Raw genomic sequence first — 23,002 nt, forward strand, 5'->3', positions numbered from 1 at the left:
GGCTGATTAATTCCGCTCCAAGATTAATCAGGACCGGTCGCGGCGATCCCACCATCCGAAGGGAATCCCGTCATGTCCTCAGCAACCACCGCCCCCGCCTCCACCGTCGCCGTCCAGAAGATCGGCGGCCGGCTCGGCGCCGTCATCTCCGGGGTGCGCCTCGGCGGCGACCTCGATCCGGCCACCGTGGCCGAGATCCGGGCCGCGCTGCTGGCCAACAAGGTCGTCTTCTTCCGCGGCCAGGACCACCTGGACGAGGACAGCCACGAGGCGTTCGGCCGGCTGCTCGGCACCCCGGTCGCGCACCCCACCGTCCCGTCCGCCGACGGGCGTTACTCGCTCGGCATCGACTCCGACCACGGCGGCCGGGCGAACCAGTGGCACACGGACGTGACCTTCGTGCCGGCCTATCCGGCCTTCTCGATCCTGCGCGCCGTCGTCATCCCGCCGTACGGCGGCAACACCCTGTGGTCCAACACCGGCGCGGCGTACGCCGACCTGCCCGAGCCTCTCCGGGTGCTCGCCGACAGCCTGCGCGCGGTCCACTCCAACGACTACGACTACGTGGCCCTGCGCCCGGAGGCCCGTCCCGAGGCGCTCGCCCAGTACCGGAAGGTGTTCACCTCGACGAAGTTCCTCACCGAGCACCCGGTGGTGCGCGTCCACCCCGAGACCGGCGAACGCGTCCTGCTCCTCGGCAACTTCGTCCAGCGCATCAGCGGACTGACCGGCCGCGACTCCCGCGCGCTGCTCGACCTGTTCCAGTCCCACATCGAGCGCCCGGAGAACACCGTGCGCTGGCAGTGGCAGACCGGCGACGTCGCCATCTGGGACAACCGCGCCACCCAGCACTACGGCGTGGACGACTCGGACGCCCACGAGCGCAAGCTCCGCCGTGTCACCATCGACGGCGACATCCCGGTCGGCGTCGACGGCCGCTCCTCCACGCTGATCAGCCCCGAGGAGGTGCCCGACCCCGCATTCGGCATCGCGTCCGGCGCATCGGCCCCGGAGGCGACGCTCGCATGAGTGGGCACCCCGACGCGCCCGCCCCGGCGGACGGCGCCCGTGCGCCGTCCGCCGGGGCACCCCCGCAGGTGATCGTGATCCTGACGGACCAGCAGCGCTGGGACACCACCGGCGCGCACGGGAACCGCGCGGGGGTGACGCCCGAATTCGACAGGATCGCCCGCGAGGGAACCCTGTTCGAGCAGTCGATCACCCCCAACCCCGTCTGTGCGCCCGCCCGTTCGTCCCTGCAGACCGGGCTCTTCCCCACCGCGTCCGGCGTGTTCCGCAACGGGCTGCCGCTCCCCGTGGACGTCCCGACCCTCGCGGGGACGTTCGCCGCGGCCGGGTACACGACCGGGTACCTCGGCAAGTGGCACCTGGCCGGCGAGGACGGACCGGACGGTCCCGTGCCCCGCGAGCGGCGGGGCGGCTACGAGAGGTGGCTGGCCTCGGACCGGCTCGAGTTCACCTCGGACGCCTACCGCACGGTGGTGTACGACGAGGACGGCGAGCCGGTCAGGCTCCCCGGGTACCGCTCGGACGCGTTGATCGACGCCGCGATCCGCTTCGTGTCCGACCACCACGACCGCCCCTACCTGCTCTTCGTCTCCTTGCTGGAACCCCACCACCAGAACCCCACCGACGACTACCCCGCGCCCTCGGGCCACCGCGAGCGCTACGAGGGCGCCTGGCTGCCACCGGATCTGGCCGCACTCGCGCCGGGCGCCCCGCAGGGCGGCGCGCACCGCCATCTCGCCGGGTATCTCGGCCAGATCAAACGCGTGGACGAGGGGGTGGGGCGGCTGCGTGACGCGCTGAGGAGTCTGGGCACCGCGGAGGGCACCGTGCTGGCGTGGACAGCGGATCACGGCTCCCACTTCCGGACCCGCAACAGCGAGTACAAGCGGTCGGCCCACGAGGCGTCCGTCCGGGTTCCGCTGGCGCTCACCGGACCGGGCTTCACCGGGGGCGGGCTCGTCCGGCAGCCGGTGAGCACCGTGGACCTGATGCCGACCCTGCTGGAGGCCGCGTGCATCGCCGTACCGGACGGCGTCCAGGGCCGGTCCCTGCTGCCACTGACCGGCGGGGGCCAGGATCCCGGGCGGCCCCGGTCCGTCCTCGTCCAGATCAGCGAGGACCGGGTCGGCCGCGCGGTGCGCACCGCCCGGTGGAAGTACGTGGTGGACGCGCCGGGAGCGGACGCCTGGAACGAGCCGGCCGCCGCGCACTACACGGAGACCGAGCTGTACGACCTGGCGGCCGATCCCTACGAGCTGGACAACCTCGCGGGGCTCTCCTCGCACCGCGAGGCCGCGGACGAGCTGCGCGGCGAGCTGCTGGAGTGGCTGGGGCGGGTCGAGGGCGTGAAGCCCGGGATCGAGCGGGCCGCTCCGCGCCCGGCGGGGCAGCGCCGCGCGGAGCCGTTCCCGGCAGAGGTGCCGTGGGAGGGGGTGAGGTTCGGCCACCGGTCCGTCTCCCGACAGGTGGCACCGGATGCGAGTCCTGACCAGCCACATCGATTCGAGCGGGCGGGCCCCCTGACCGGCACCGGCTGAACGACCGGAATCGAGTGCGGTTAACATATGAGCACCGCCTAGCTCGAAAGATGGACTTGTGACTTTCACCGAGGACTCGTTCACCAATTGGAAGACCCGTGAGGAGATCGCGGAGTCGATGATCCCGATCATCGGGAAGCTGCACCGGGAGCAGGACGTCACGATCCTGATCCACAGCCGCTCCCTGGTGAACAAGTCGGTGGTCAGCATCCTCAAGACCCACCGGTTCGCCCGGCAGATAGCCGGCGAGGAGCTCTCGGTCACCGAGACCCTCCCGTTCCTGCGGGCTCTCGCCGCACTGGACCTCGGCCCGTCGCAGATCGACCTCGGCATGCTCGCCGCGACCTACCGGAGCGACGACCGCGGACTGTCCGTCGAGGACTTCACCGCGGAGGCCGTGGCCGGCGCGACGGGAGCCAACAAGACGGAGCGCCGCGAGTCGCGCGACGTCGTCCTCTACGGGTTCGGCCGCATCGGCCGGCTCCTGGCCCGCCTGCTGATCGAGAAGACCGGTTCCGGCAACGGTCTGCGTCTGCGCGCCATCGTCGTGCGCCGGGGTGCCGGACAGGACATCGTGAAGCGTGCCTCGCTGCTGCGCCGTGACTCCATCCACGGGCAGTTCCAGGGCACGATCACCGTCGACGAGGCGAACAGCAGGATCATCGCCAACGGCAACGCGATCCAGGTGATCTACTCCGACGACCCCACGTCGGTGGACTACACGGCCCACGGCATCAAGAACGCCATCCTCATCGACAACACGGGCCGCTGGCGCGACCGGGAGGGGCTCTCCAGGCACCTGCGCCCCGGCATCGCGAAGGTGGTCCTGACCGCGCCCGGCAAGGGTGACGTCCCCAACATCGTGCACGGCGTCAACCACGACACGATCAAGCCGGACGAGCAGATCATCTCGTGCGCCTCCTGCACGACCAACGCGATCGTCCCGCCGCTGAAGGCGATGGCGGACGAGTACGGCGTGCTGCGCGGCCACGTGGAGACCGTCCACTCGTTCACCAACGACCAGAACCTGCTGGACAACTACCACAACTCGGACCGCCGTGGCCGTTCGGCGCCGCTCAACATGGTCATCACCGAGACGGGTGCCGCCTCCGCCGTCACCAAGGCGCTGCCGGACCTCCAGGCGAAGATCACCGGCAGCTCGATCCGCGTGCCGGTCCCGGACGTGTCCATCGCGATCCTCAACCTGCAGCTCGAGCGCGCCACCAGCCGCGAGGAGGTCCTGGACTACCTCCGCAACGTCTCTCTGACCTCGCCGCTGAGGCGCCAGATCGACTTCATCACGGCGCCCGACGCGGTCTCGAGCGACTTCATCGGCTCCCGCCACGCGTCGATCGTCGACGCCGGCGCCACCAAGGTCGAGGGCGACAACGCGATCCTCTACCTCTGGTACGACAACGAGTTCGGCTACTCCTCCCAGGTCATCCGGGTCGTGCAGCACGTCTCCGGCGTGGAGTACCCGACGTACCCGGCCCCCGCGGTCTGACCACCGTGCGTCCGGCGGCTCCCTGTGCCGGGAGCCGCCGGACGCACGCAGTCGAGCGGCCACCGGCCGAAACCCCCTCGACCTGGCCCCCTCATCGAGGAGATCCTCCGGGTATGGAGTTCCTCTGCTACCACCGCGACCGCATCGGCTCCCTGGCGCTGCGTGACGAACTGATCGAAGAGCACTGGTCCTACATGGACGGGTACGCGAAGGAGATGATCGCCCGAGGGCCGACCCTGGACGGCGACACACCCACCGGCAGCCTGCACGTCCTCGACCTGCCCTGTCCCGCCGCCGCCCGCGCGTTCGCCTTCGACGAGCCGAACCACCAGGCCGGCGTCTACCGCGACGTGCTGCTGCGCCGCTGGCGCAACACGCTGGGACGCACCATGTGGGACTTCCCCGGCGGCGACACCGACGGCAACCGGTACCTGGTGCTCGGCCTCGGCTCGGGCCCGGCAGCGGACCTCTCGGTGCCGGCCGTCCCGGACGAACTGATCGCCTACGGGCCGCTGCTGTCCGACGACGGCGCCGACTGGCTGGGCACGGCGGCGCTGGTACGCGCCACGGACCCGGGCGCGGCACGCGACATCCTGACCGAGGACCGGTACGCCGACATCGAGGTCCACGCCTGGCAGTTCGGCGGGCGCCGGTCCTAGGCGTGGACCGGCCGGGGTCCTCCCGGAACGGCCGAGCCGGAACGCCCTGACGGTGCGGGGCGCCTCAGGCCAGGTCCGCCTCCTCCGTTCCCGGCAGGGGCTGTTCGGCCCAGATGGTCTTGCCGGTGCCGCTGTAGCGGGTGCCCCAGCGTTCCGTGAGACTCGCGACGAGCAGCAGACCGCGCCCGCCCTCGTCGAAGATCCGGGCACGGCGCAGATGGGGCGCGGTACTGCTGCCGTCGACGACCTCGCAGATGAGCGCGGTGTCCCGGATGAGCCGGAGCCGGATGGGGTCGCCGCCGTAGCGGATGGCGTTGGTGACCAGCTCGCTGACGACGAGCTCCGTGGTGAACACCGCGTCGTCCAGGCCCCACGCCACGAGCTGCGCGGAGGCTCGCTTGCGGGCCTTCGAGACCACGGCAGGATCCGCGACGAGGTCCCACGAGGCGTAGTGGCCCGCGTCGAGGCGTCTCGTGCGGGCCAACAGCAGAGCGACGTCGTCGTCCGGCTGCTCGGGGACGAGTGCGTCCATCACGGTGTCGCACGTCTCTTCGAGCGAGTGCGCCGGACGGCCGAGCAGGTCACGCAGTTCGGCGAGGGCTGTGTCGACGTCCCTGTCGGCCGTCTCGATCAGACCGTCCGTGTACAGGGCCAGCCGACTGCCCTCGGGCAGTTCGAACTCGGCCGCCTCGAAGGCGACTCCGCCCACTCCGAGCGGCGGCCCCGCGGGCAGCGGCAGTTGTTCGACCGTTCCGTCGGGGCGTGCCACCACCGGCTCGGGGTGGCCCGCCCTGGCCATCGTGCAGTGTCCGGTCGCCGGGTCGTACACGGCGTAGAGGCAGGTCGCACCGGCGACCGGTGCGCCTTCGGAGCTGTCGGCGGGCTGTTCGCGGTCGAGCGTGGACACCAGGTCGTCGAGCTGGGTGAGCAGTTCCTCGGGGGCGAGGTCGACGTCGGCGAGGGTCCGTACGGCGGTGCGGAGCCGGCCCATGGTGGCCGAGGCGTGGAGGCCGTGGCCGACGACGTCGCCCACCACCAGGGCGACCCGGGCGCCGGACAGCGGGATGACGTCGAACCAGTCTCCTCCGATGCCCGCGCCCGTGGTGTTCGGGAGATAGCGTGCGGTGGCCTCGACGGCCCTCTGCCGGGCGGCCCGGCGGGGCAGCAGGCTGCGCTGCAGGGCGAGGGCCGTGGCCCGCTCGCGGGTGTAGCGACGGGCGTTGTCGATACAGACGGCCGCCCGAGAGGCGAGCTCGGCGGCGAGCTGCAGGTCCACGGTGCCGAATCCCCCGGGCGTCCTGTGCCGGCAGAACAGCGTGGTGCCGAGCGTCACTCCGCGGGCCCGCAGCGGAACCACGAGGACGGAGTGGATCTTGTGGTCCCGCATGCTCCGCGACCGTACCGGCTCGTCCGCCGCCCAGTCCCGCAGAGTCTCGTCGTCGACGGCGACGCGCACCGGTTCGCCGAGGACCAGCGCGCGGCCGATCACGGAGTCGCGGTCGTAGGAATGGATCTCGCCGAGGGGGACGACCGACTCGGGGCATCCCTCGAGCACGGACCGCTGGGCCACCCGGTGGAAGCTGATCGTGTCCCGGTGCAGGACGGAACGCGCCTCGTCACCGGTCAGCACCTCGGAGAGGAGATCGACCGTGACGAAGTCGGCGAAGTCCTCGATGGCGAGCTCCGCCAGCTCCTCGGCGGTGCGTCCCACGTCCAGGGTGCTGCCGATCCGCCTGCTGGCCTTGTTCAGCACGGCCAGACGCCTCCGTGCCCAGAACTGGTCGGTCGTGTCGAGTGTCACGACGGACACGCCCTCGACCTCACCCGCGTCGTTCCGTACGGGCGACATCGCCGCCTGCCAGATGTGTTCGCTGCCCTCCACCATGAGGTGCGTCTCGTACGGCTCGCCCTCGCCCGTTCTCAGCACGCGGGCGATGGCGTCGGAGAGCCCTTCCCCGCCCTCAAGGAACAGTCCCGGCTCGACCTCGCCCGGACGCAGGCCGAGCAGCGCCGCCTCGGTCCTGCCGACCGATTCGGCCGCGGCCCCGTTCGCCATGGAGAGGAGCTGGTCCCGGCCGAAGTAGGCGACCGGTACCGGCAGCTGCGCCAGGATCCGGCAGCGTTCCTCCTCGGACGGCAGGCCACCCGGACGCCGGTCGCCGACGGTGTCCGGCGTGCGACCGGCCGTGTCCGCGGGCGGGCCTGTGGAGCCCGCCTCGTCCATGTTCACGGACCCATCACTCGTCCTCCCCGCCTCGGCGGGCCGCCACGGACATACAGCTGCGGCCTTTGTTCAAGAATGCTCTTGTACGTCCGGGCTCTCAACCGCCGCGCCCGTCGCACGCGGGCCGGGGAAGGCGGGGCTGTCCCCGTGACGCGGCCGTCTCAGCGGCGGGGTCGTCTCAGGGGCGTGACCCGTCGGCCGCGAGAGGGCCGCCCGCGCGGAATGCCAGCCGTGCGAAGCGCTCGCCGATCCTTCGGTGTGTGGCGGCGTCGGGGTGCAGCGCGTCGGGCAGCGGCAGCTCGGCAGAGTCCGCCTCGCCGTAGAGCTCGCGGCCGTCGAGGTAGTACAGATGCGGGTCCTCGGCCGCCCGCTGCTCGACGATGCGGGCGAGCTCACGCCTGATGACCGTCAGGGTCAGCTTGCCGGCGGCGGTCTCCGCGGGGTCCCCCGTGGCCCGGAAGCTCAGCCTGCCCTCGCTCAGGGCGCTGTGGTCCGGGGCGCTGGGGCCGGGGGTGTCCTCGTGGATGGGGCACAGGAGGGGCGAGACCACCAGCAGCGGTGTGGTGGGGTGACCGTCGCGGATCGTGTCGAGGAAGCCGTGTACGGCCGGGGTGAAGGCACGCAGGCGCATCACGTCGGTGTTGACCAGGTTGATGCCCGCCTTGACGCTGATCCGGTCCGCCGGTGTGTCACGCAAGGTGCGTGCGGTGAACGGGTCGAGCAGGGCGCTGCCGCCGTACCCCAGGTTGACCAGTTCGACCCCTCCCAGGGACGCGGCCAGCGCGGGCCAGGTGGTGGTGGGGCTCGCGGCGTCGGAGCCGTGGCTGATGGAGCTGCCGTGATGCAGCCACACCGCGCGGCCCCGGTCCGGGACGGCTTCGACGGGGGCGTCGGTGCGCAGGGCGACCAGCTCGGTGGTCTCGTTGTGCGGCAGCCAGATCTCCACGTCCTTCGGCCCGGCTCGCAGCCCGTCGAAGCGGACGGTACCCACCGGTCCCGGCCGGACCTCGGCGGATCCGGCGGCCATGTCGATGGTCAGGGTGTTGCCGCCCTTCACACCGGCCCGGCCCACGAGGCGGCCGTCGACCACCAGGTCGTAGATGCCGTCCGGTCGGGGCGGGGCGCCCACGTACGCCCGCTTGGTGGGCAGGGTGTCCAGCTCCACGACGGTGGCCCGGGTACGGAGGACGATCCGTACGCCGGAGGGCTGGGCCTCCGCCATGGCCAGTTGCCCGTCGGTGTTCTGGGCGCGGGCCCGGGCGGGCAGCCGGTGCGGCAGCAGACCGTGTTCGGTGCGCTCCAGGTCGAGGGCACCGCGCACGAGGTCTTCGGTGAGGGGAGTGGTCATCAGCTGGGAGTGGGGGCTCATCGGTCTCCGCCGTCCGTACGTGTGTCTGGTCTGTGGGGCCGGCGGAGCGTCAGGAGTCGGGCCAGTTCCGCAGCAGGGCGTCGAGTGCGTCCAGGACCCGCGACCAGGTCTCCTGGGTGCCGGGGGCGCTGTGGCTGAAGCTTCCGCCGGACTCCAGGCTGATGTAGCCGTGGAAGACGCTGCCGAGCAGCCGGACCGCGTGCGTCTGGTCCGGCTCCGTCAGGTCGTAGCCGCGCAGGATCGCCCGCGTCATCTGGGCGTGCCGGGCTCCGGCGCTGGCGGCGGCCGCTTCCGGGTCGAGCCTGAGCTGCGCCGCGGCGTAACGGCCCGGGTGCTCCCTGGCGTAGTCGCGGTAGGCGTTCGCGAACGCCTCCAGCGCGTCCTTGCCCGCACGCCCGGCAAGCGCCGCGGCGACGCGGTCGGCGAGTTCGGCCAGGGCCAGCAGGGCGATCCTCGTCCTGAGGTCCTGCGAGTTCTTCAGATGCGAGTAGAGACTCGCGTCCTTGACACCGAACTGCCGGGCGAGTGCCGCGACGGTCACCTTGTCGAAGCCGACCTCGTCGGCCATGTCCGCCCCGGCCTGCGTCAGGCGTTCTGCGGTCAGTCCTGCTCTGGCCATGGCCACCCTTCCCTCCGGCAGATTCGATTATGCGTTTACCTAATACCATTAGGCAAATCGCAACACTACCTAGCCGCGAAGAGGGTATCGGCCATCCCGGCCGAGGTGGACGGCCGACGTGGACGCCGGGCCGCTCAGTCCGTGGAGATACGGGCCTGGGCGAGACCGGCCAGGATCGTCGCGACCGTCTCGTCCGGTGTCTGCCGCGAGGTGTCGACGTACAGCCCGATGTCCGGTGTCTCCTCACGGAGGCCGCGATCGAGGGCCTCGACCGTCCAGGCGCCGTACCCGGTCTTGTGCCGCGCCGCCTCCCTGGCCCGCACCGCCTCGGTGGAGGGTGCGAGCACGACGACGTACAGCGGCCGTGTGCGCACCCTCGCGACGTATCGCTCCAGGTCCTCGCCGATGACGATGTCCTGGACGATCGCGGTCCATCCCGCACGCGCGTACTCGTCGGCCACGAGTGCGGAGAGCCTTTGGCGCAGGTCCAGTTGGGCCCTGGCCTCCTCGGTCTCCTCGGGCATCAGCTCCTCCCGGCCTGAGACGATCATGCGGCGGAACAGGTCGCCCCGCACGTGCGCCGCCCGCGGCAGACGCTCGGCCAGGAGCTGGGCCACGGTCGACTTCCCCGCCGCCATCACTCCGGTGATCAGGACGACCGCGGGGCCCGGTTCGGCGTTCACACGGCCCCTCCTCTCCCTCGGGAACGCCCCACGGTAACGCGCACGCGTGCCCGTCAGGGAGGTGTATGGACAGGACCGTCGAACGTCAAGGTGCCGTCAGGGGCCGGGCCGTGGGGTGCCGTCGCGGGGATAGCTTCGGTGCATCGCCCCGGACCGCCTCCCCGCATCCGGGGCGCCACCGTCGGAGAACCCCAGGAGGGCCCCATGTGTCTGTTCCGGTACGAAAGTGATCCCGAGCCCGAGGAACCGCTCCCGGCCGGGCGTCTGTACGTGCCCGTCCGGCCGGGAGACGGAGCGGGGACGGCGATCAGGCTGTTCCGCACTCCCCTGGGCACACGCACGGCCGTCGGCTTCACGACCCTGGACCGGCTGGCCCGGACACTGGGCGGGAACCAGGCGTCCATCCGGCTGTCGGAGGGCCTGCTGCGGGCCCTCTGCGCGCCGCTCGGCGCGGACCTGCTGACAGTCGACCCGGCCCTGTCGGCGCACCCCGTCGCCCCGCCGGAGCACCGGCCCGGCCGTCTCCCGGTACGGGCCCTGAGCACGGGGACGGCGTCATGACCACGGCTCTCGTCCCCGGGACGACCGCTGCGGACGCCGACGACCTGGCCGTATGGCCGGTGTCCACCCGGCGGCAGGCGGACGGAGACGTCGTGGTCGGCGGGGTGGCCCTGACCGAGGTCGCCCACCGTTTCGGCACACCGGTCTACGTCCTGGACGAGTCGGAGGTACGCGCCCGCTGCCGCGCGTACCGGGCCGCCTTCCCCGACGCCCACGTGATGTACGCCGCCAAGGCGCTGCTGTGCCGGGCCGTCATCCGCTGGGTACGCGACGAGGGCCTCGGGCTGGACGTGTGCTCGGCGGGCGAGCTGGAACTCGCGGTCACCAGCGGCTTCCCGCCGGAGCGCGTCATCATGCACGGCAACGCGAAGTCGCCCCGCGACCTGGAGACGGCCCTGCGGCTGGGGGTCGGCACGATCGTCATCGACAGTCCCTCGGAGATCGCGCGGCTCGCCGCGGCCGTGGGGCCGCACGGCCACCAGCGGGTGATGCTCCGGGTGACGCCCGGCGTCTCCGCCGGCGGGCACGAGAAGATCCGCACCGGTACGGACGGCCAGAAGTTCGGGCTCTCCCTGGCGGACGGGTCGGCGGAACACGCGGTCGCCCGCATCCTGAGCCAGCCGCAGCTCCGGCTGACCGGCCTGCACTGCCACATCGGCTCACAGATCACCGAGGTCGAGCCGTACGTCGCCTCCCTGCGCCGTGTGGTGGGTCTGATGGCCAGTATCCGCGACGTCCACGGCATCGCGCTGCCCGAGCTCGACATGGGTGGCGGCCACGGCGTCCCGTACCGGCCCGGCGAGCCCGCACTCGACCTCTCGGCCCTCGCCCGCGAACTGCGCTGCGCACTCGCGTCGGCCTGCGCGTCGGCGGGCCTCGACGCACCCCGGCTCGTCATCGAGCCCGGCCGGGCGATCACGGGGCCGGCCGGGGTGGTGCTCTACCGGGTCCTGGCCGTCAAACACACGGGCGGTCAGGTGTTCGTGGCCGTCGACGGGGGCATGAGCGACAACCCCCGGCCCGCCCTGTACGGGGCCCGCTACGCGCCACGCCTGATCGGCCGCCGCTCCCCCGCCGCGCCGACGACGGCCACGGTGGTCGGCCGGCACTGCGAGGCGGGCGACGTACTCGCCGCCGACGTGGAGCTCCCGGGCGACATACGGCCCGGCGACCTCCTCGCCGTACCCGTGGCGGGCGCCTACCACCTGTCCATGGCCTCCGGGTACAACATGGTCGGCCGGCCCCCGATGGTGGCGGTCGCCGACGGATCCGCCCGGCTGCTGGTACGCCGGGAGACCCTCGACGATTTCCGCGGCCGGGACGTCGGGGAGTAGGTCAGGGCCGGAACACAGAAGGGCGCCGCCGCCCCTCTCCGATATCACGTCCGCGGGTGAGGACCGATACGGAAAGGGGTGGCGTACGCCTGCCCGAAAACCCTCCCGTACGGACGGCGTCAAGAATTCCGCCGCGCCCGTATGGAGCCCGTCAAAGGGGCATTACGCACAGCCGACCCTGCGCTTTGCTTTTGAGCGGCCGCACCGGCCGATTCCAATTCGTTCACTTCATTCAGGAGCTCACGATGGCCGACCTGGCCTTCGTCGTCACCACGATCGCGGTCTTCGCGCTGGTGGCTCTCATCGCGAGGGGGGTGACGAAGCTGTGACCGCCGAGAACATCGCCGGCCTGGTCGTGGCCGTCTCCCTGCTGGTCTACCTCGTCCTTGCGCTTGTGTACCCGGAGAGGTTCTGAAGCCCGATATGAGCCCCGTAACAGCTGGTGTGCTCCAGTTGCTCGCGCTGACAGCCGCGCTGGCACTGGCATACCGTCCGCTCGGTGACTACATGGCCCGGGTCTACTCCTCCGAAAAGCACTACAGGCCGGAGAAGTGGATCTACCGTGCTATCGGAGCCAATCCGTCGGCCTCGATGCACTGGCCCGCCTATCTGCGCGGCGTACTCGCGTTCTCCGCTGTGAGCGTCCTTTTCCTCTATGCGCTCCAGCGCTTCCAGGGCGCACTGCCCGGATCGCTCGGCTTCGCGTCGATCGACCCGGACCAGGCGTTCAACACCGCGGCGTCCTTCGTGGCGAACACCAACTGGCAGTCGTACTACGGCGAACAGGCCATGGGCCACGTCGTGCAGACGGGCGGCCTCGCGGTGCAGAACTTCGTCTCGGCCGCGGTCGGCATGGCGGTCGCCGTGGCCCTGGTACGCGGGTTCGCGCGCTCGCGCACCGGTGAACTCGGCAACTTCTGGACCGACCTGGTGCGCGGCACGCTGCGGATCCTGCTGCCGATCGCGGTGGTCGGCGCGATCGTGCTGGTGGCATGTGGTGTCATCCAGAACTTCTCCGGCATCCACGAGGTCGGACAGTTCACCGGCTCCGCCCAGCAGTGGAACGGGGGCGCGGTCGCCTCGCAGGAGGTCATCAAGGAGCTGGGGACGAACGGTGGCGGTTACTTCAACGCCAACTCCGCCCACCCCTTCGAGAATCCGACGCCGTTCTCCAACCTCTTCGAGATCTTCCTGATCCTCCTGATCCCGTCGGCGCTGACCCGCACGTTCGGCCGTCTGGTCGGCAGCCTGCGGCAGGGCTACGCGATCCTGGCCACGATGGCCACCATCTGGATCGCGTTCACGGCCCTGATGATGTGGACGGAGTTCGCCCACCACGGTCCGGCGCTCGAGATCGCCGGCGGAGCCATGGAGGGCAAGGAGACCCGCTTCGGCATCGGCGGGTCGTCGATCTTCGCCGTGGCGACCACCCTGACGTCGACCGGCGCGGTCAACTCCTTCCACTCCTCGTACACGGGGCTCGGAGGCGGGATCACCATGCTGGGCATGCAGCTGGGTGAGATCGCCCCCGGCGGCGTCGGCTCCGGCCTCTACGGCATGCTCGTGATGGCGGTCATCGCGGTGTTCATCGCGGGCCTCATGGTCGGCCGCACCCCCGAGTACCTCGGCAAGAGGATCGGGACCCGCCAGATCAAGCTCGCGGCGTGCTACATCCTGATCACCCCGGCGCTGGTGCTCTGCTTCACCGCCCTCGCGACGGCGCTGCCCACTCCGCCCCACTCGATGACCAACAGCGGCGCGCACGGATTCTCCGAGATCCTCTACGCCTACACCTCCGGCGCCAACAACAACGGCTCCGCCTTCGCCGGGCTCAACGCCGACACGCAGTGGTTCAACACCACCATCGGCATCGCGATGCTGCTCGGCCGCTTCCTCCCGATCGTGTTCGTCCTGGCCCTGGCCGGCTCGCTCGCCGAGCAGCGCCCCGTCCCGGCCACGGCGGGCACCCTGCGGACGGACAAGCCGCTCTACGCGGGCCTGCTCGTCGGAACGATCCTCATCATCACCGGTCTGACCTACTTCCCGGCCCTGGCGCTGGGTCCGCTCGCCGAAGGACTCGCCTCATGAGCACCGTCACCCCCACCCGTGCCCCGCACGAGGACCCGTCGGCAGGCGCCGGGCCGGGCCGTGTCGGCGGGGGTCTCTTCGACCCGAAGCAGCTGCTCACGTCCTTCCCCGACGCGGTGAGGAAGCTCGATCCGCGCATCATGATCAAGTCCCCCGTCATGTTCGTGGTGCTCGTCGGCTCGGTGGTCACCACGCTGCTGGCACTCCGGGATCCGGGTGACTGGTTCGGCTGGGCCATCACTGCCTGGCTCTGGCTGACGACGGTCTTCGCCAACCTCGCCGAGGCGGTGGCCGAAGGCCGCGGAAAGGCTCAGGCGGACACCCTGCGCAACGCCAGGACGGACACGGTCGCCCGCCGTCTGGACGGCCGTGACGAGGTGGAGGTGCCCGGGACGGAGCTGCGCGTCGGCGACCTGGTCGTCTGCGAGGCCGGCGACACCATCCCGGGTGACGGTGACGTCGTCGAAGGGGTCGCGTCCGTCGACGAGTCCGCCATCACCGGCGAATCGGCTCCGGTGATCAGGGAGTCCGGTGGCGACCGCAGTGCCGTCACGGGCGGCACGAAGGTCCTGTCCGACCGGATCGTCGTCAGGATCACCACCAAGCCGGGCGAGACCTTCATCGACCGGATGATCGCCCTGGTGGAGGGGGCGGCCCGGCAGAAGACCCCCAACGAGATCGCGCTCAACATCCTGCTGGCCTCGCTGACCATCGTCTTCCTCCTCGCCGTCGTGACGCTCCAGCCCTTCGCCATCCACGCCGGCGCCGGGCAGTCGTTGATCGTCCTCACCGCTCTGCTGGTCTGTCTGATCCCGACGACGATCGGCGCGCTCCTCTCCGCGATCGGCATCGCGGGCATGGACCGCCTCGTCCAGCGCAACGTCCTGGCCATGTCGGGGCGCGCCGTGGAGGCGGCGGGTGACGTCTCGACGCTGCTGCTCGACAAGACCGGCACCATCACGCTCGGCAATCGGCAGGCCGCGGAGTTCGTCCCGGTCAGGGGCGCGACCGAGGCGGAGCTGGCCGACGCCGCGCAGCTGTCCTCGCTCGCCGACGAGACTCCTGAGGGCCGGTCGATCGTGGTGCTCGCGAAGGAGGCGTACGGTCTGCGCGAACGCCACCAGGGCGAGCTCGTCCGTGCCACCTGGGTCGCCTTCACGGCGCAGACCCGCATGTCGGGGGTGGACGTCGACGGCCTCAAGGCCCGCAAGGGCGCGGCCGGTTCGGTCGTCGCGTGGGTGAGGGAGCGGGGCGGCCACGTGGCCGACGACGCCGGCCCGCTCGCCGACCGGATCTCCGAGGCGGGCGGCACACCGCTGCTGGTCGCGGTCGAGGACGCGAAGGGGGCCCGGATCCTGGGGGTCGTCCACCTCAAGGACGTCGTCAAGGACGGCATGCGGGAGCGCTTCACCGAGCTGCGCCGGATGGGCATCAGGACCGTCATGATCACGGGTGACAACCCGCTGACGGCCAAGGCGATCGCCGAGGAGGCGGGGGTCGACGACTTCCTCGCCGAGGCCACGCCCGAGGACAAGATGGCCCTCATCAAGCGGGAACAGGCGGGCGGCAAGCTCGTCGCGATGACGGGGGACGGCACCAACGACGCCCCCGCGCTCGCCCAGGCGGACGTCGGCGTGGCGATGAACACCGGCACCTCGGCCGCCAAGGAGGCCGGGAACATGGTGGACCTGGACTCCGACCCCACCAAGCTGATCGAGATCGTCGCGATCGGCAAGCAGCTCCTCATCACGCGCGGCGCCCTGACCACGTTCTCCATCGCCAACGACGTCGCGAAGTACTTCGCGATCATCCCGGCCATGTTCGCGGTGGTGTACCCGGGCCTGGACAAGCTCAACGTGATGGGCCTGGCGTCGCCGGAGTCCGCGATCCTGTCGGCCGTCGTCTTCAACGCGCTGATCATCGTCGCCCTCGTCCCGCTCGCCCTCAAGGGGGTCCGGTACCGGCCGGCCGGCGCCGACAGGATGCTCCGCCGCAACCTCGGGATCTACGGGCTCGGCGGCCTGGTGGCCCCGTTCATCGGCATCAAGATCATCGACATGCTCATCTCCCTCATTCCCGGGCTCTCCTGAACCAGAACGGCTGACCAGCCATGAACACCTCTCTCAAGAACACCGCCCGGCTGCTCGGAGCGGGGCTGCGCGCCCTTCTCGTGCTGAGCGTCGTCTGCGGCGTCCTCTACCCGCTGGCCGTCACGGGCGTCGCGCAGGCGCTCTTCAGCGGCAAGGCGAACGGTTCCGAGATCAGCGACGAAAGCGGCCGCACCGTCGGGTCCTCGCTGATCGGGCAGACCTACGACCTGCCGAAGCGGAATCCCGACGACCCGGACGAGGCGGTGAGGCCGGACCTGAGGTGGTTCCAGCCCCGCCCCTCGAACGGCCTGGGCGGCAACAGCGTCAACCTCCGGTACTCACTGATCCTCTCCGGTGCCACCAACCGCGCCGCGGACAACGCCGAGCTGATCACCTGGGTCACCGAGGCGAAGGCCGCCGTCGTGGCGGACAATTCCACCCCTGACCACAAGGTGCTGCCCCAGGACGTCCCGGCCGACGCCGTCACCTCCTCCGGCTCGGGCCTCGACCCGGACATCTCCCCGGCGTACGCGGAACTTCAGGTCCACCGGGTCGCCGAGCGGAACGGTCTCCCCGTGCACCGGGTGGCGGAGCTCGTGGACGAGCACACCGAGGGCCGCACTCTCGGGTTCATGGGCGAGCCCCGCGTCAACGTGCTGGAACTCAACAACGCCCTCAAGGCCGTGCGCTGACGACTCGGCGCCGACGGGGTGAGAACACGGGGAAGGGGCTCCCGGCGGAACGACCGCCGGGAGCTCCGGCCTGTGCCTGCCCGGACTCAGCGCCGTGCCAGCGCGAGCACACTCAGCCCGAACATCAGCACTCCCAGGGGGAGATGGACCGCCGGTACGTGCGCGATGCCGAGCGCGACCTGCACCGAGGCGAGGACGAGGAACCCGGAGGCGTGCAGGACAGGCCGGGGCGACCCCCCGCCCGGCTTCCATGCCAGCACCGCCGCGAGCACGTACAGCATCGACGCCCCGTACATCACGCGGGCGCCGACGCTGTGCAGCGTCTCTCCGTAGGACGAGGTCAGCAGCAGTCCGGCGGAGACCGCTTGAAGAAAGATGGTCAAGGTCTGCAGGGTGATCGCGATCTGCAGAAACGAGAAGCTGCGCTGTGCGGTCGCCTGGGTGGCCATGTCACGGTCCCCTGTTCCGCCCCTGGGGGCATCTGATCGGTGAGGTCTCACCGACTCGACGACGCGGGCGTGCGAAAGGTAAGGCGGGGCGCCGCGCCACAGGTCCGGACGGGACCGCAACACAGCCGAAAGTCTTCGAATGTTTCGAAATCGAGCACCCTGTTTTCCGAAGACCATTTTTCGCAGCTTCGTCATCATGAGAGATCTAATCGGTTCTCACCCTCATTGAACTGGAATTATTCCCACGGATCACCAACGATCCCTGATCGACGCTTTCGTAATCCATGACGAAACTATTGACACCCGACTGCCCCAGATCAACACTGTTCGGCGTCGACAGACCTCAACCACTGTCGATCCGGGTCCACCCCGACCCGGTACTCAGGCCGGTCGCCGAGGCGTGACGACCGGCCGGTCCGGCGGGTCGTGCGACACCGACGCACGGTCGGCGCCTTCGTCTGCTCCATCGACACCCCCACAGAGGGCGTCCCGCGCTGCCCGGCCCCCCACCCGGCCTCACGAGCACGAGGAGGACAGCACGCACATGAACGACGCACCCGCACAGTCGACGAGCCGCACACCCGGCCGGTTCAGACGGTTCATCCGCAATGCCTTAGCCGCGGCGACGGCCGCGATGGCCGTACTCGCCCTGCCCGGCGCCGCCAGCGCCGACACGGTCGTCAACTCGAACCAGACCGGCACGGACAACGGGTACTACTACTCCTTCTGGACCGACAGCCCCGGTTCGGTCTCGATGAACCTGGCATCCGGCGGCGGCTACGGCACTTCCTGGAGCAACACCGGGAACTTCGTGGCGGGCAAGGGCTGGAGCACGGGCGGACGCAGGAGCGTCACCTACTCCGGCACCTTCAACCCGTCCGGCAACGCGTACCTGACCCTCTACGGGTGGTCGACGAACCCCCTCGTGGAGTACTACATCGTCGACAACTGGGGCACCTACCGCCCGACGGGCACGTTCAAGGGAACGGTCACCAGCGACGGCGGAACGTACGACATCTACGAGACGACCCGCGTCAACGCCCCCTCCATCGAGGGCACGCGCACGTTCAAGCAGTTCTGGAGCGTCCGTCAGTCGAAGCGGACCGGTGGAACCATCACCACCGGCAACCACTTCGACGCGTGGGCCAGGAACGGCATGAACCTCGGCACCTTCAACTACATGATCATGGCCACCGAGGGCTACCAGAGCAGCGGCAGTTCCCAGATCACCGTGGGCGGCACCTCGGGCGGCGGCGGTGGTGGCGGGGGCGGTGGCGGCTGCACCGCCACCGTGACCGCGGGCGACAAGTGGAGCGACCGCTACAACCTCAACGTCTCGGTCACCGGCTCCAGCAACTGGACCGTCACCATGAACGTCCCCTCCCCCGCCAAGGTCCTCTCCACCTGGAACACCACCGCCACCTACCCCAGCGCACAGACCCTGACCGCCAAACCCAACGGCAGCGGCAACACCTGGGGCGCCACCATCCAGGCCAACGGCAACTGGACCTGGCCGACCGTCTCCTGCAGCACCGGCTGACAGCCGGGCGACGGACCCCTCGCACCGGCGGGGCGGCGGCCCGTGCCCGCCGCCCCGCAACCGCCCCGTTCCCCTCGTCCACCAGGAAGCGAAGGACACCCGCATGCGCATCACGCCACGCCTGTCCCTCCGGACGGTGACCACGGCCCTGGCCGTCGCCGCGACGGCCGCGACCGCCACGGTCGCCGTCGACACCACTCCCTCGCACGCCGCCCCGTCCGCGGCCTGCAACGGGTACGTCGGCCTCACCTTCGACGACGGCCCGTCCGGCAGTACGCCCGCCCTGCTCAACGCCCTGAAGCAGAACGGTCTGCGCGCCACGATGTTCAACCAGGGGCAGTACGCCGCCTCCGACCCGGCCCAGGTCCGGGCGCAGGTCGACGCCGGCATGTGGGTCGGCAACCACAGTTACACCCACCCGCACCTGATCCAGCAGAGCCGGGCCCAGGTCGACTCCGAGCTCTCCCGCACGCAGCAGGCGATCGCCGCCGGCGGTGGCGGCACGCCGAAGCTCTTCCGCCCCCCGTACGGTGAGACCAACGCGACCGTGCAGGCGGCAGCGGCCGCGTACGGACTCACCCAGATCATCTGGGACGTCGACTCGCAGGACTGGAACAACGCGAGCACGGACGCGATCGTGGCGGCGAACGCCCGGCTCACCAACGGCCAGATCATCCTCATGCACGACTGGCCGGCCAACACGCTCGCCGCGATCCCGCGCATCGCCCAGGGCCTGGCGAGCCGAGGACTGTGCGCCGGCATGATCTCCCCGCAGACGGGCCGCGCCGTGGCACCCGACAGCGGCGGCACCGGAGGTGGCGGTGGTGGTGGCTGCACCGCCACCGTGACCGCGGGCAGCAAGTGGAGCGACCGCTACAACCTCAACGTCTCGGTCACCGGCTCCAGCAACTGGACCGTCACCATGAACGTCCCCTCCCCCGCCAAGGTCCTCTCCACCTGGAACACCACCGCCACCTACCCCAGCGCACAGACCCTGACCGCCAAACCCAACGGCAGCGGCAACACCTGGGGCGCCACCATCCAGGCCAACGGCAACTGGACCTGGCCGCCCGTCTCCTGCAGCACCGGCTGACCGGCACGGCACACCGGCCGGGTCGGTGGGTACGGCGGCCCTGCCCGTCGTACCCACCGGCCCGGCCGGTACGACGATCCAGCACGTAGGCGACAACTGTCGCGAAGTGACCTTCTACGACACATGAGTTGTCGTGGGAGCGACATGATCGACGCTCACGTTCCCTATTCTGTTCGCAAGCTGATCAACCGCTGCCGCGCCCATCCAGGAGTCCGCCATGTCCCGACCGGAGAACGATGCCCCCGCCCTGCGCATCGACACCAGCAGACCTCATCCCGCCCGGATGTACGACTGGTTCCTCGGGGGCAAGGACAACTACCCGGTGGACGAGGCCATGGGCCGTCAGATGCTGGCCGTCGAACCCGGGGTCCCGGTCATGGCGAAGGTGAACCGGGCCTTCATGCACCGCGCCACCCGATGGCTGACGGACAACGGGATCCGGCAGTTCCTGGACATCGGCACCGGGATACCCACCGAACCCAACCTCCACCAGGTGGCCCAGCAGGCGGCGCCCGACACCCGGGTCGTCTACTGCGACAACGACCCGATCGTCCTGGCGCACGCCGGGGCCCTGCTGAAGGGAACCGACGAGGGCGCCATCGACTACGTCCAGGCGGACGCCAGGGATGTGGACGCCATTCTCGAACGCGCGGGCAAGACACTCGACTTCAGCCGGCCGGTCGCCCTCTCGATGATCGCGCTGCTGCACTTCGTGAGTGACGAGGACGGCGCGTACGAGCTGGTGGACCGGCTGACCGGCGTGCTCGCACCGGGCAGCCATGTGGTGATCTCCCACGTCACGGCCGACTTCCACCCGGCCGAGGCCCGCAAGGTCGACGAGATGTACAAGGCGAACACGCTCACGCTGGCGCCCCGCACCCGTGACCAGTTCTCCCGCTTCTTCGACGGACTCGAGCTCGTCGAGCCGGGCATCGTGGCCGGCGAGGCCTGGCATCCCGAGCTGGGCGAACCGGTCCCCGGCCAGGACGACATCATCAGCGCCGGTTACGTGGCGGTGGGCCGCAAGCCGTAGCCCGCACCACCCCCTCGACGCCCGGTGCCGGAGGGCCCGTCTGCGGGCGGGCCCTCCGGCACCGGGCGTCGAGGGGCCGTCCGCCACGCTCCCGCCCGGGTGCCCGGGTGCCCAGGAGTCAGGTCCGCTGCCCGTCGCCGTCCGTGTGCCGGAAGCAGGAGAAGGCCACGACGAGCGGCCAGAACGACTGCGCGAACGTGATGACGCGCTCGGCCGCTCCCGCGGTGTCGAGGACGAACAGCGCGAGCAGGAACCAGGCCCCGCCGAGCCACATCAGCGCCGCCGCCGTCGTGGACGGGGCCGGCCGCAGCCCCCAGGGTGCCGACCTGTCGGGGAGCGGGGCCGTCGCCTGCGCCCCCGGGCCGGCCTCACTGAGGGGCGTGATCCGCCGGGGACCGGGGCCGCGCCGCACGGCCAGGACCGGCCACACGGCGAGCAGGACGAATCCCACGGCCACGACCACACCGTGATCGAACGAGCCGCCGCTGCGCGGCGCCGGGAACAGGGCCAGCAGTATGGCCGAGAGCCCGCCGCCGGCCAGGGCCACCCGTCCGGGCGGTGCTGCGGGGCGCAGCCCGCAGGCGGTGATCAGGTGGCAGGCTCCGAGAGCGAGCAGGGCCGACGTCATCACCCAGTAGCCGGCGGCACCGTCGGCGGCGAGGACGCTGATCGTGGTCGACGCGGGGTCATAGGCGGGCCCCTGGAGCTCCGCCGAGACCGCCCAGCCCCCGACGAGGAGGATCGGGGCGCTCAAGGAGGAGAACAGGACCCACCAGGGGACAGATCGCATCGGTGAACGGTAGAACGCCCGCGGCGGCAACCGTCGGCGCACACGCTGACGGGCGAGCGTACTCCGCTCGCGAGCGGGTAGACGCGTGACGCCGGATCACATGACGGAGTGTGAACCGCACCGCCGGCCGGGACGACGCCGGCCTCGTGCTCCGGACCCCGGACGTGGATCGAACCCAGAGGAGAACCCGCTGTGCTGACACCCAGTCCTCAGGACCTGAGAGTGGCTCTGGCCCGCTATGCCGACGCACGCATCGAGGATGCCCGCCGCTCCACCGAGGCGACCGCCCGGGCCGTGGAGGACGCCGCCTACACCCTGTGCGTGATGACCGGCACCCAGGCTGTCCAGCAGGCACTCCACGTCGCGGACTCCATGCTCGGCATGCGGGCCACGGTCTCCCCCGGGCTTCGCCGTCCCGCGGACAGGCAGGACGACAGCCTCCAGACCGCCTGACCCTCCCGCCCGGGCGTCGGCGCGGCAGCGCCGACGCCGGTCCGCCGCCGCCCCGGGCCACGTGCCCGGCATGCCCGCCGTCGGCCTAATCCGCCCTGTGCCGCCCCGGCACCGGGACGCTGGGCGGGTGGACGAGAGCCGGGCGGGAACGGGTGAAGCGAAGATCACGGAACGGCTCACCGCGCTGTCCGACGGGATCTTCGCGATCGCCATGACCCTGCTGGTGCTCGATGTCCGGGTGCCTCCGGGCCTGACTGCCGAGGGCTTCCAGGATGCCGTGGTGGACGTCCTGCCGGACCTCGGCGCCTATGCCCTGAGCTTCATGATCCTGGCTGCCTTCTGGCGCGACCACCGCCGGATCATGGAGCTGGTCCCCCGGTTCGACGCGCCGCCGCTGAGGTTCGCGCTCATCTGGCTGGGCGCGATCGCGCTCATCCCCTTCCCGACCTCGCTCCTCTCCGAGTACGCCTCCCAGCCCTTGGCCGTCGCGGTCTACGCGGGCGCGGTGAGCATCACCAACCTGCTGGAACTGGCTGTGCTGAGGACCGGACTGCGCCGGTCGTGGCCGAAGGACCACGCCGCGGAGCGGACAGCCCGCTCCATCGCCGCCGATCTGGGGGGCACGGCCCTGGTCTTCGGTGCCACCGTGCCGCTCGCCTACGCCGTCTCCCCCGCGGCCGCCATGTGGTCATGGCTGGCGCTCGTCCCGGTCAAGGCCGTACTCGGCCGCAGGAGCCTCCGGGTGCGGTCCTCCTGAGACGGCGGGGACCGGCGCCACCGACAGGGGTGGCGCCGGCTCCACGGTCATTCAACGGGGGTGACCAGGGATTCGTAGTACCGGCCGAGCCCTCGCAGGTAGAAGAGATCGCCCGTGTCCTGGTCACGCTCGAAGCGCGGGGCGTCCTTGATCTGTTCCTTGGTGCACCCGACCCGGATCACTCGTTCGCCGGCGTCGACCGCGGTCACCATGCCGGCCGGCACGACGACGCTCCTCCCGAACTTCCAGACACCCGCGTCGATCACCAGGTGGTCGTAGCCCGGCACCGGCGAGAGCCTGATGACCGTGCCCACGCTCCCGTCCGCCGCCTCCACGTCGTAACCGATCACGTCCTCGCCCAGCGAACGGTCCAGCTGTGCCTGCCAGATCCACACCGTGTTCATGGTCGCCTCCTCCTGGCAGCCGGCCGGATCCGGCTGCCGGACCTTCCATATGCCCGGACGAGCGCCGGCGAAGCGGTCCGGCCCCGGTCTTGT

23 protein-coding genes are annotated in these 23,002 nt (G+C 70.8%); 16 read left to right on the plus strand and 7 right to left on the minus strand.

Features of this window, described 5'->3' with window-relative positions; genetic code table 11:
• Positions 1–72 precede the first annotated feature (72 nt).
• The 4 genes from OG488_RS03200 to OG488_RS03215 all read left to right on the plus strand — a co-directional run bounded on the left by OG488_RS03200 (position 73) and on the right by OG488_RS03215 (position 4,730).
• Complete coding sequence (locus OG488_RS03200; protein WP_329225686.1) at positions 73–1,029, plus strand: TauD/TfdA dioxygenase family protein; 957 nt, start codon at positions 73–75, stop codon at positions 1,027–1,029.
• Positions 1,026–2,567: a sulfatase-like hydrolase/transferase gene (locus tag OG488_RS03205; protein WP_329225687.1), complete on the plus strand. Its 1,542-nt coding sequence runs from the start codon at positions 1,026–1,028 to the stop codon at positions 2,565–2,567. Before OG488_RS03200 ends, OG488_RS03205 begins: the two co-directional genes overlap by 4 nt.
• 58 nt (positions 2,568–2,625) lie before the next feature.
• On the plus strand, positions 2,626–4,071 hold the full coding sequence (locus OG488_RS03210; RefSeq protein WP_329225688.1) for a glyceraldehyde-3-phosphate dehydrogenase: 1,446 nt from the start codon (positions 2,626–2,628) through the stop codon (positions 4,069–4,071).
• 113 nt (positions 4,072–4,184) lie between these two features.
• A complete protein-coding gene (locus OG488_RS03215; protein ID WP_329225689.1) occupies positions 4,185–4,730 on the plus strand; it encodes a YciI family protein in 546 nt (181 codons plus the stop codon).
• A gap of 64 nt (positions 4,731–4,794) precedes the next feature.
• On the opposite strand, the gene OG488_RS03220 is transcribed toward OG488_RS03215, so the two are convergent.
• From OG488_RS03220 to OG488_RS03235, 4 genes are all read right to left on the minus strand, one after another.
• Positions 4,795–6,954 (minus strand): SpoIIE family protein phosphatase, encoded by a 2,160-nt coding sequence (locus OG488_RS03220; RefSeq protein ID WP_329238387.1) that lies wholly within the window; start codon positions 6,952–6,954, stop codon positions 4,795–4,797.
• Between the two features lie 178 nt (positions 6,955–7,132).
• The gene (locus OG488_RS03225) at positions 7,133–8,323 is read right to left on the minus strand and encodes a GDSL-type esterase/lipase family protein (RefSeq protein WP_329225691.1); all 1,191 of its coding nucleotides are present in this window, start codon (positions 8,321–8,323) and stop codon (positions 7,133–7,135) included.
• Between the two features lie 49 nt (positions 8,324–8,372).
• The gene (locus tag OG488_RS03230) at positions 8,373–8,942 is read right to left on the minus strand and encodes a TetR/AcrR family transcriptional regulator (RefSeq protein WP_329225692.1); all 570 of its coding nucleotides are present in this window, start codon (positions 8,940–8,942) and stop codon (positions 8,373–8,375) included.
• Between the two features lie 134 nt (positions 8,943–9,076).
• On the minus strand, positions 9,077–9,625 hold the full coding sequence (locus OG488_RS03235; protein ID WP_329225694.1) for an AAA family ATPase: 549 nt from the start codon (positions 9,623–9,625) through the stop codon (positions 9,077–9,079).
• A 204-nt stretch (positions 9,626–9,829) separates the two neighbouring features.
• Here OG488_RS03235 and OG488_RS03240 point away from each other — a divergent pair, with 204 nt between their 5' ends.
• The 7 genes from OG488_RS03240 (at position 9,830) to OG488_RS03270 (ending at position 16,390) form a co-directional block, all read left to right on the plus strand.
• Positions 9,830–10,186, plus strand: a complete 357-nt coding sequence (locus OG488_RS03240) for an SAV_915 family protein (RefSeq protein ID WP_329225695.1) — start codon at positions 9,830–9,832, stop codon at positions 10,184–10,186.
• Positions 10,183–11,520, plus strand: coding sequence for a diaminopimelate decarboxylase (gene lysA, locus OG488_RS03245; protein ID WP_329225697.1), 1,338 nt, complete (start codon positions 10,183–10,185; stop codon positions 11,518–11,520). Before OG488_RS03240 ends, lysA begins: the two co-directional genes overlap by 4 nt.
• 191 nt (positions 11,521–11,711) lie before the next feature.
• The gene (locus tag OG488_RS03250; RefSeq protein WP_329225699.1) at positions 11,712–11,849 is read left to right on the plus strand and encodes a hypothetical protein; all 138 of its coding nucleotides are present in this window, start codon (positions 11,712–11,714) and stop codon (positions 11,847–11,849) included.
• Entirely contained in the window at positions 11,846–11,935 is a 90-nt protein-coding gene (gene kdpF, locus OG488_RS03255; RefSeq protein ID WP_033304754.1) for a K(+)-transporting ATPase subunit F, read from the plus strand. The genes OG488_RS03250 and kdpF overlap by 4 nt, the downstream gene beginning before the upstream one ends.
• A gap of 8 nt (positions 11,936–11,943) precedes the next feature.
• On the plus strand, positions 11,944–13,608 hold the full coding sequence (kdpA, locus tag OG488_RS03260) for a potassium-transporting ATPase subunit KdpA (RefSeq protein WP_329225703.1): 1,665 nt from the start codon (positions 11,944–11,946) through the stop codon (positions 13,606–13,608).
• Positions 13,605–15,698, plus strand: a complete 2,094-nt coding sequence (gene kdpB / locus OG488_RS03265) for a potassium-transporting ATPase subunit KdpB (RefSeq protein WP_329225705.1) — start codon at positions 13,605–13,607, stop codon at positions 15,696–15,698. The genes kdpA and kdpB overlap by 4 nt, the downstream gene beginning before the upstream one ends.
• A 20-nt stretch (positions 15,699–15,718) precedes the next feature.
• On the plus strand, positions 15,719–16,390 hold the full coding sequence (locus OG488_RS03270; protein ID WP_329225707.1) for a potassium-transporting ATPase subunit C: 672 nt from the start codon (positions 15,719–15,721) through the stop codon (positions 16,388–16,390).
• An 86-nt stretch (positions 16,391–16,476) separates the two neighbouring features.
• Here OG488_RS03270 and OG488_RS03275 read toward each other — a convergent pair whose 3' ends face one another.
• Positions 16,477–16,839 carry a hypothetical protein gene (locus tag OG488_RS03275; protein WP_329225709.1) on the minus strand — a complete coding sequence of 121 codons (363 nt, stop codon included), beginning with the start codon at positions 16,837–16,839 and terminating at the stop codon, positions 16,477–16,479.
• A 544-nt stretch (positions 16,840–17,383) separates the two neighbouring features.
• Between OG488_RS03275 and OG488_RS03280 the strand changes: the two genes are divergently transcribed.
• The 3 genes from OG488_RS03280 to OG488_RS03290 all read left to right on the plus strand — a co-directional run bounded on the left by OG488_RS03280 (position 17,384) and on the right by OG488_RS03290 (position 20,505).
• Positions 17,384–18,379: a glycoside hydrolase family 11 protein gene (locus tag OG488_RS03280; RefSeq protein WP_443074202.1), complete on the plus strand. Its 996-nt coding sequence runs from the start codon at positions 17,384–17,386 to the stop codon at positions 18,377–18,379.
• Positions 18,380–18,482: 103 nt separating this feature from the next.
• Entirely contained in the window at positions 18,483–19,472 is a 990-nt protein-coding gene (locus OG488_RS03285) for a polysaccharide deacetylase family protein (protein ID WP_329225711.1), read from the plus strand.
• Between the two features lie 217 nt (positions 19,473–19,689).
• Positions 19,690–20,505 carry an SAM-dependent methyltransferase gene (locus tag OG488_RS03290; protein WP_329225713.1) on the plus strand — a complete coding sequence of 272 codons (816 nt, stop codon included), beginning with the start codon at positions 19,690–19,692 and terminating at the stop codon, positions 20,503–20,505.
• A gap of 118 nt (positions 20,506–20,623) precedes the next feature.
• Here the strand turns inward: OG488_RS03290 and OG488_RS03295 are convergent, their stop codons facing one another.
• Positions 20,624–21,295: a DUF998 domain-containing protein gene (locus OG488_RS03295; protein WP_329225715.1), complete on the minus strand. Its 672-nt coding sequence runs from the start codon at positions 21,293–21,295 to the stop codon at positions 20,624–20,626.
• 192 nt (positions 21,296–21,487) lie between these two features.
• On the opposite strand from OG488_RS03295, the gene OG488_RS03300 reads away from it, so the two are divergent.
• Together OG488_RS03300 and OG488_RS03305 are read left to right on the plus strand one after the other, a co-directional pair.
• A complete protein-coding gene (locus tag OG488_RS03300; RefSeq protein ID WP_329225717.1) occupies positions 21,488–21,748 on the plus strand; it encodes a DUF5133 domain-containing protein in 261 nt (86 codons plus the stop codon).
• Between the two features lie 127 nt (positions 21,749–21,875).
• Positions 21,876–22,505, plus strand: coding sequence for a TMEM175 family protein (locus OG488_RS03305; RefSeq protein WP_329225719.1), 630 nt, complete (start codon positions 21,876–21,878; stop codon positions 22,503–22,505).
• 47 nt (positions 22,506–22,552) lie between these two features.
• Here the strand turns inward: OG488_RS03305 and OG488_RS03310 are convergent, their stop codons facing one another.
• Positions 22,553–22,909: a hypothetical protein gene (locus tag OG488_RS03310; protein WP_329225721.1), complete on the minus strand. Its 357-nt coding sequence runs from the start codon at positions 22,907–22,909 to the stop codon at positions 22,553–22,555.
• Positions 22,910–23,002: the final 93 nt, after the last annotated feature.

This window comes from Streptomyces sp. NBC_01460 (genome assembly GCF_036227405.1).
GTDB lineage: Bacteria > Actinomycetota > Actinomycetes > Streptomycetales > Streptomycetaceae > Streptomyces.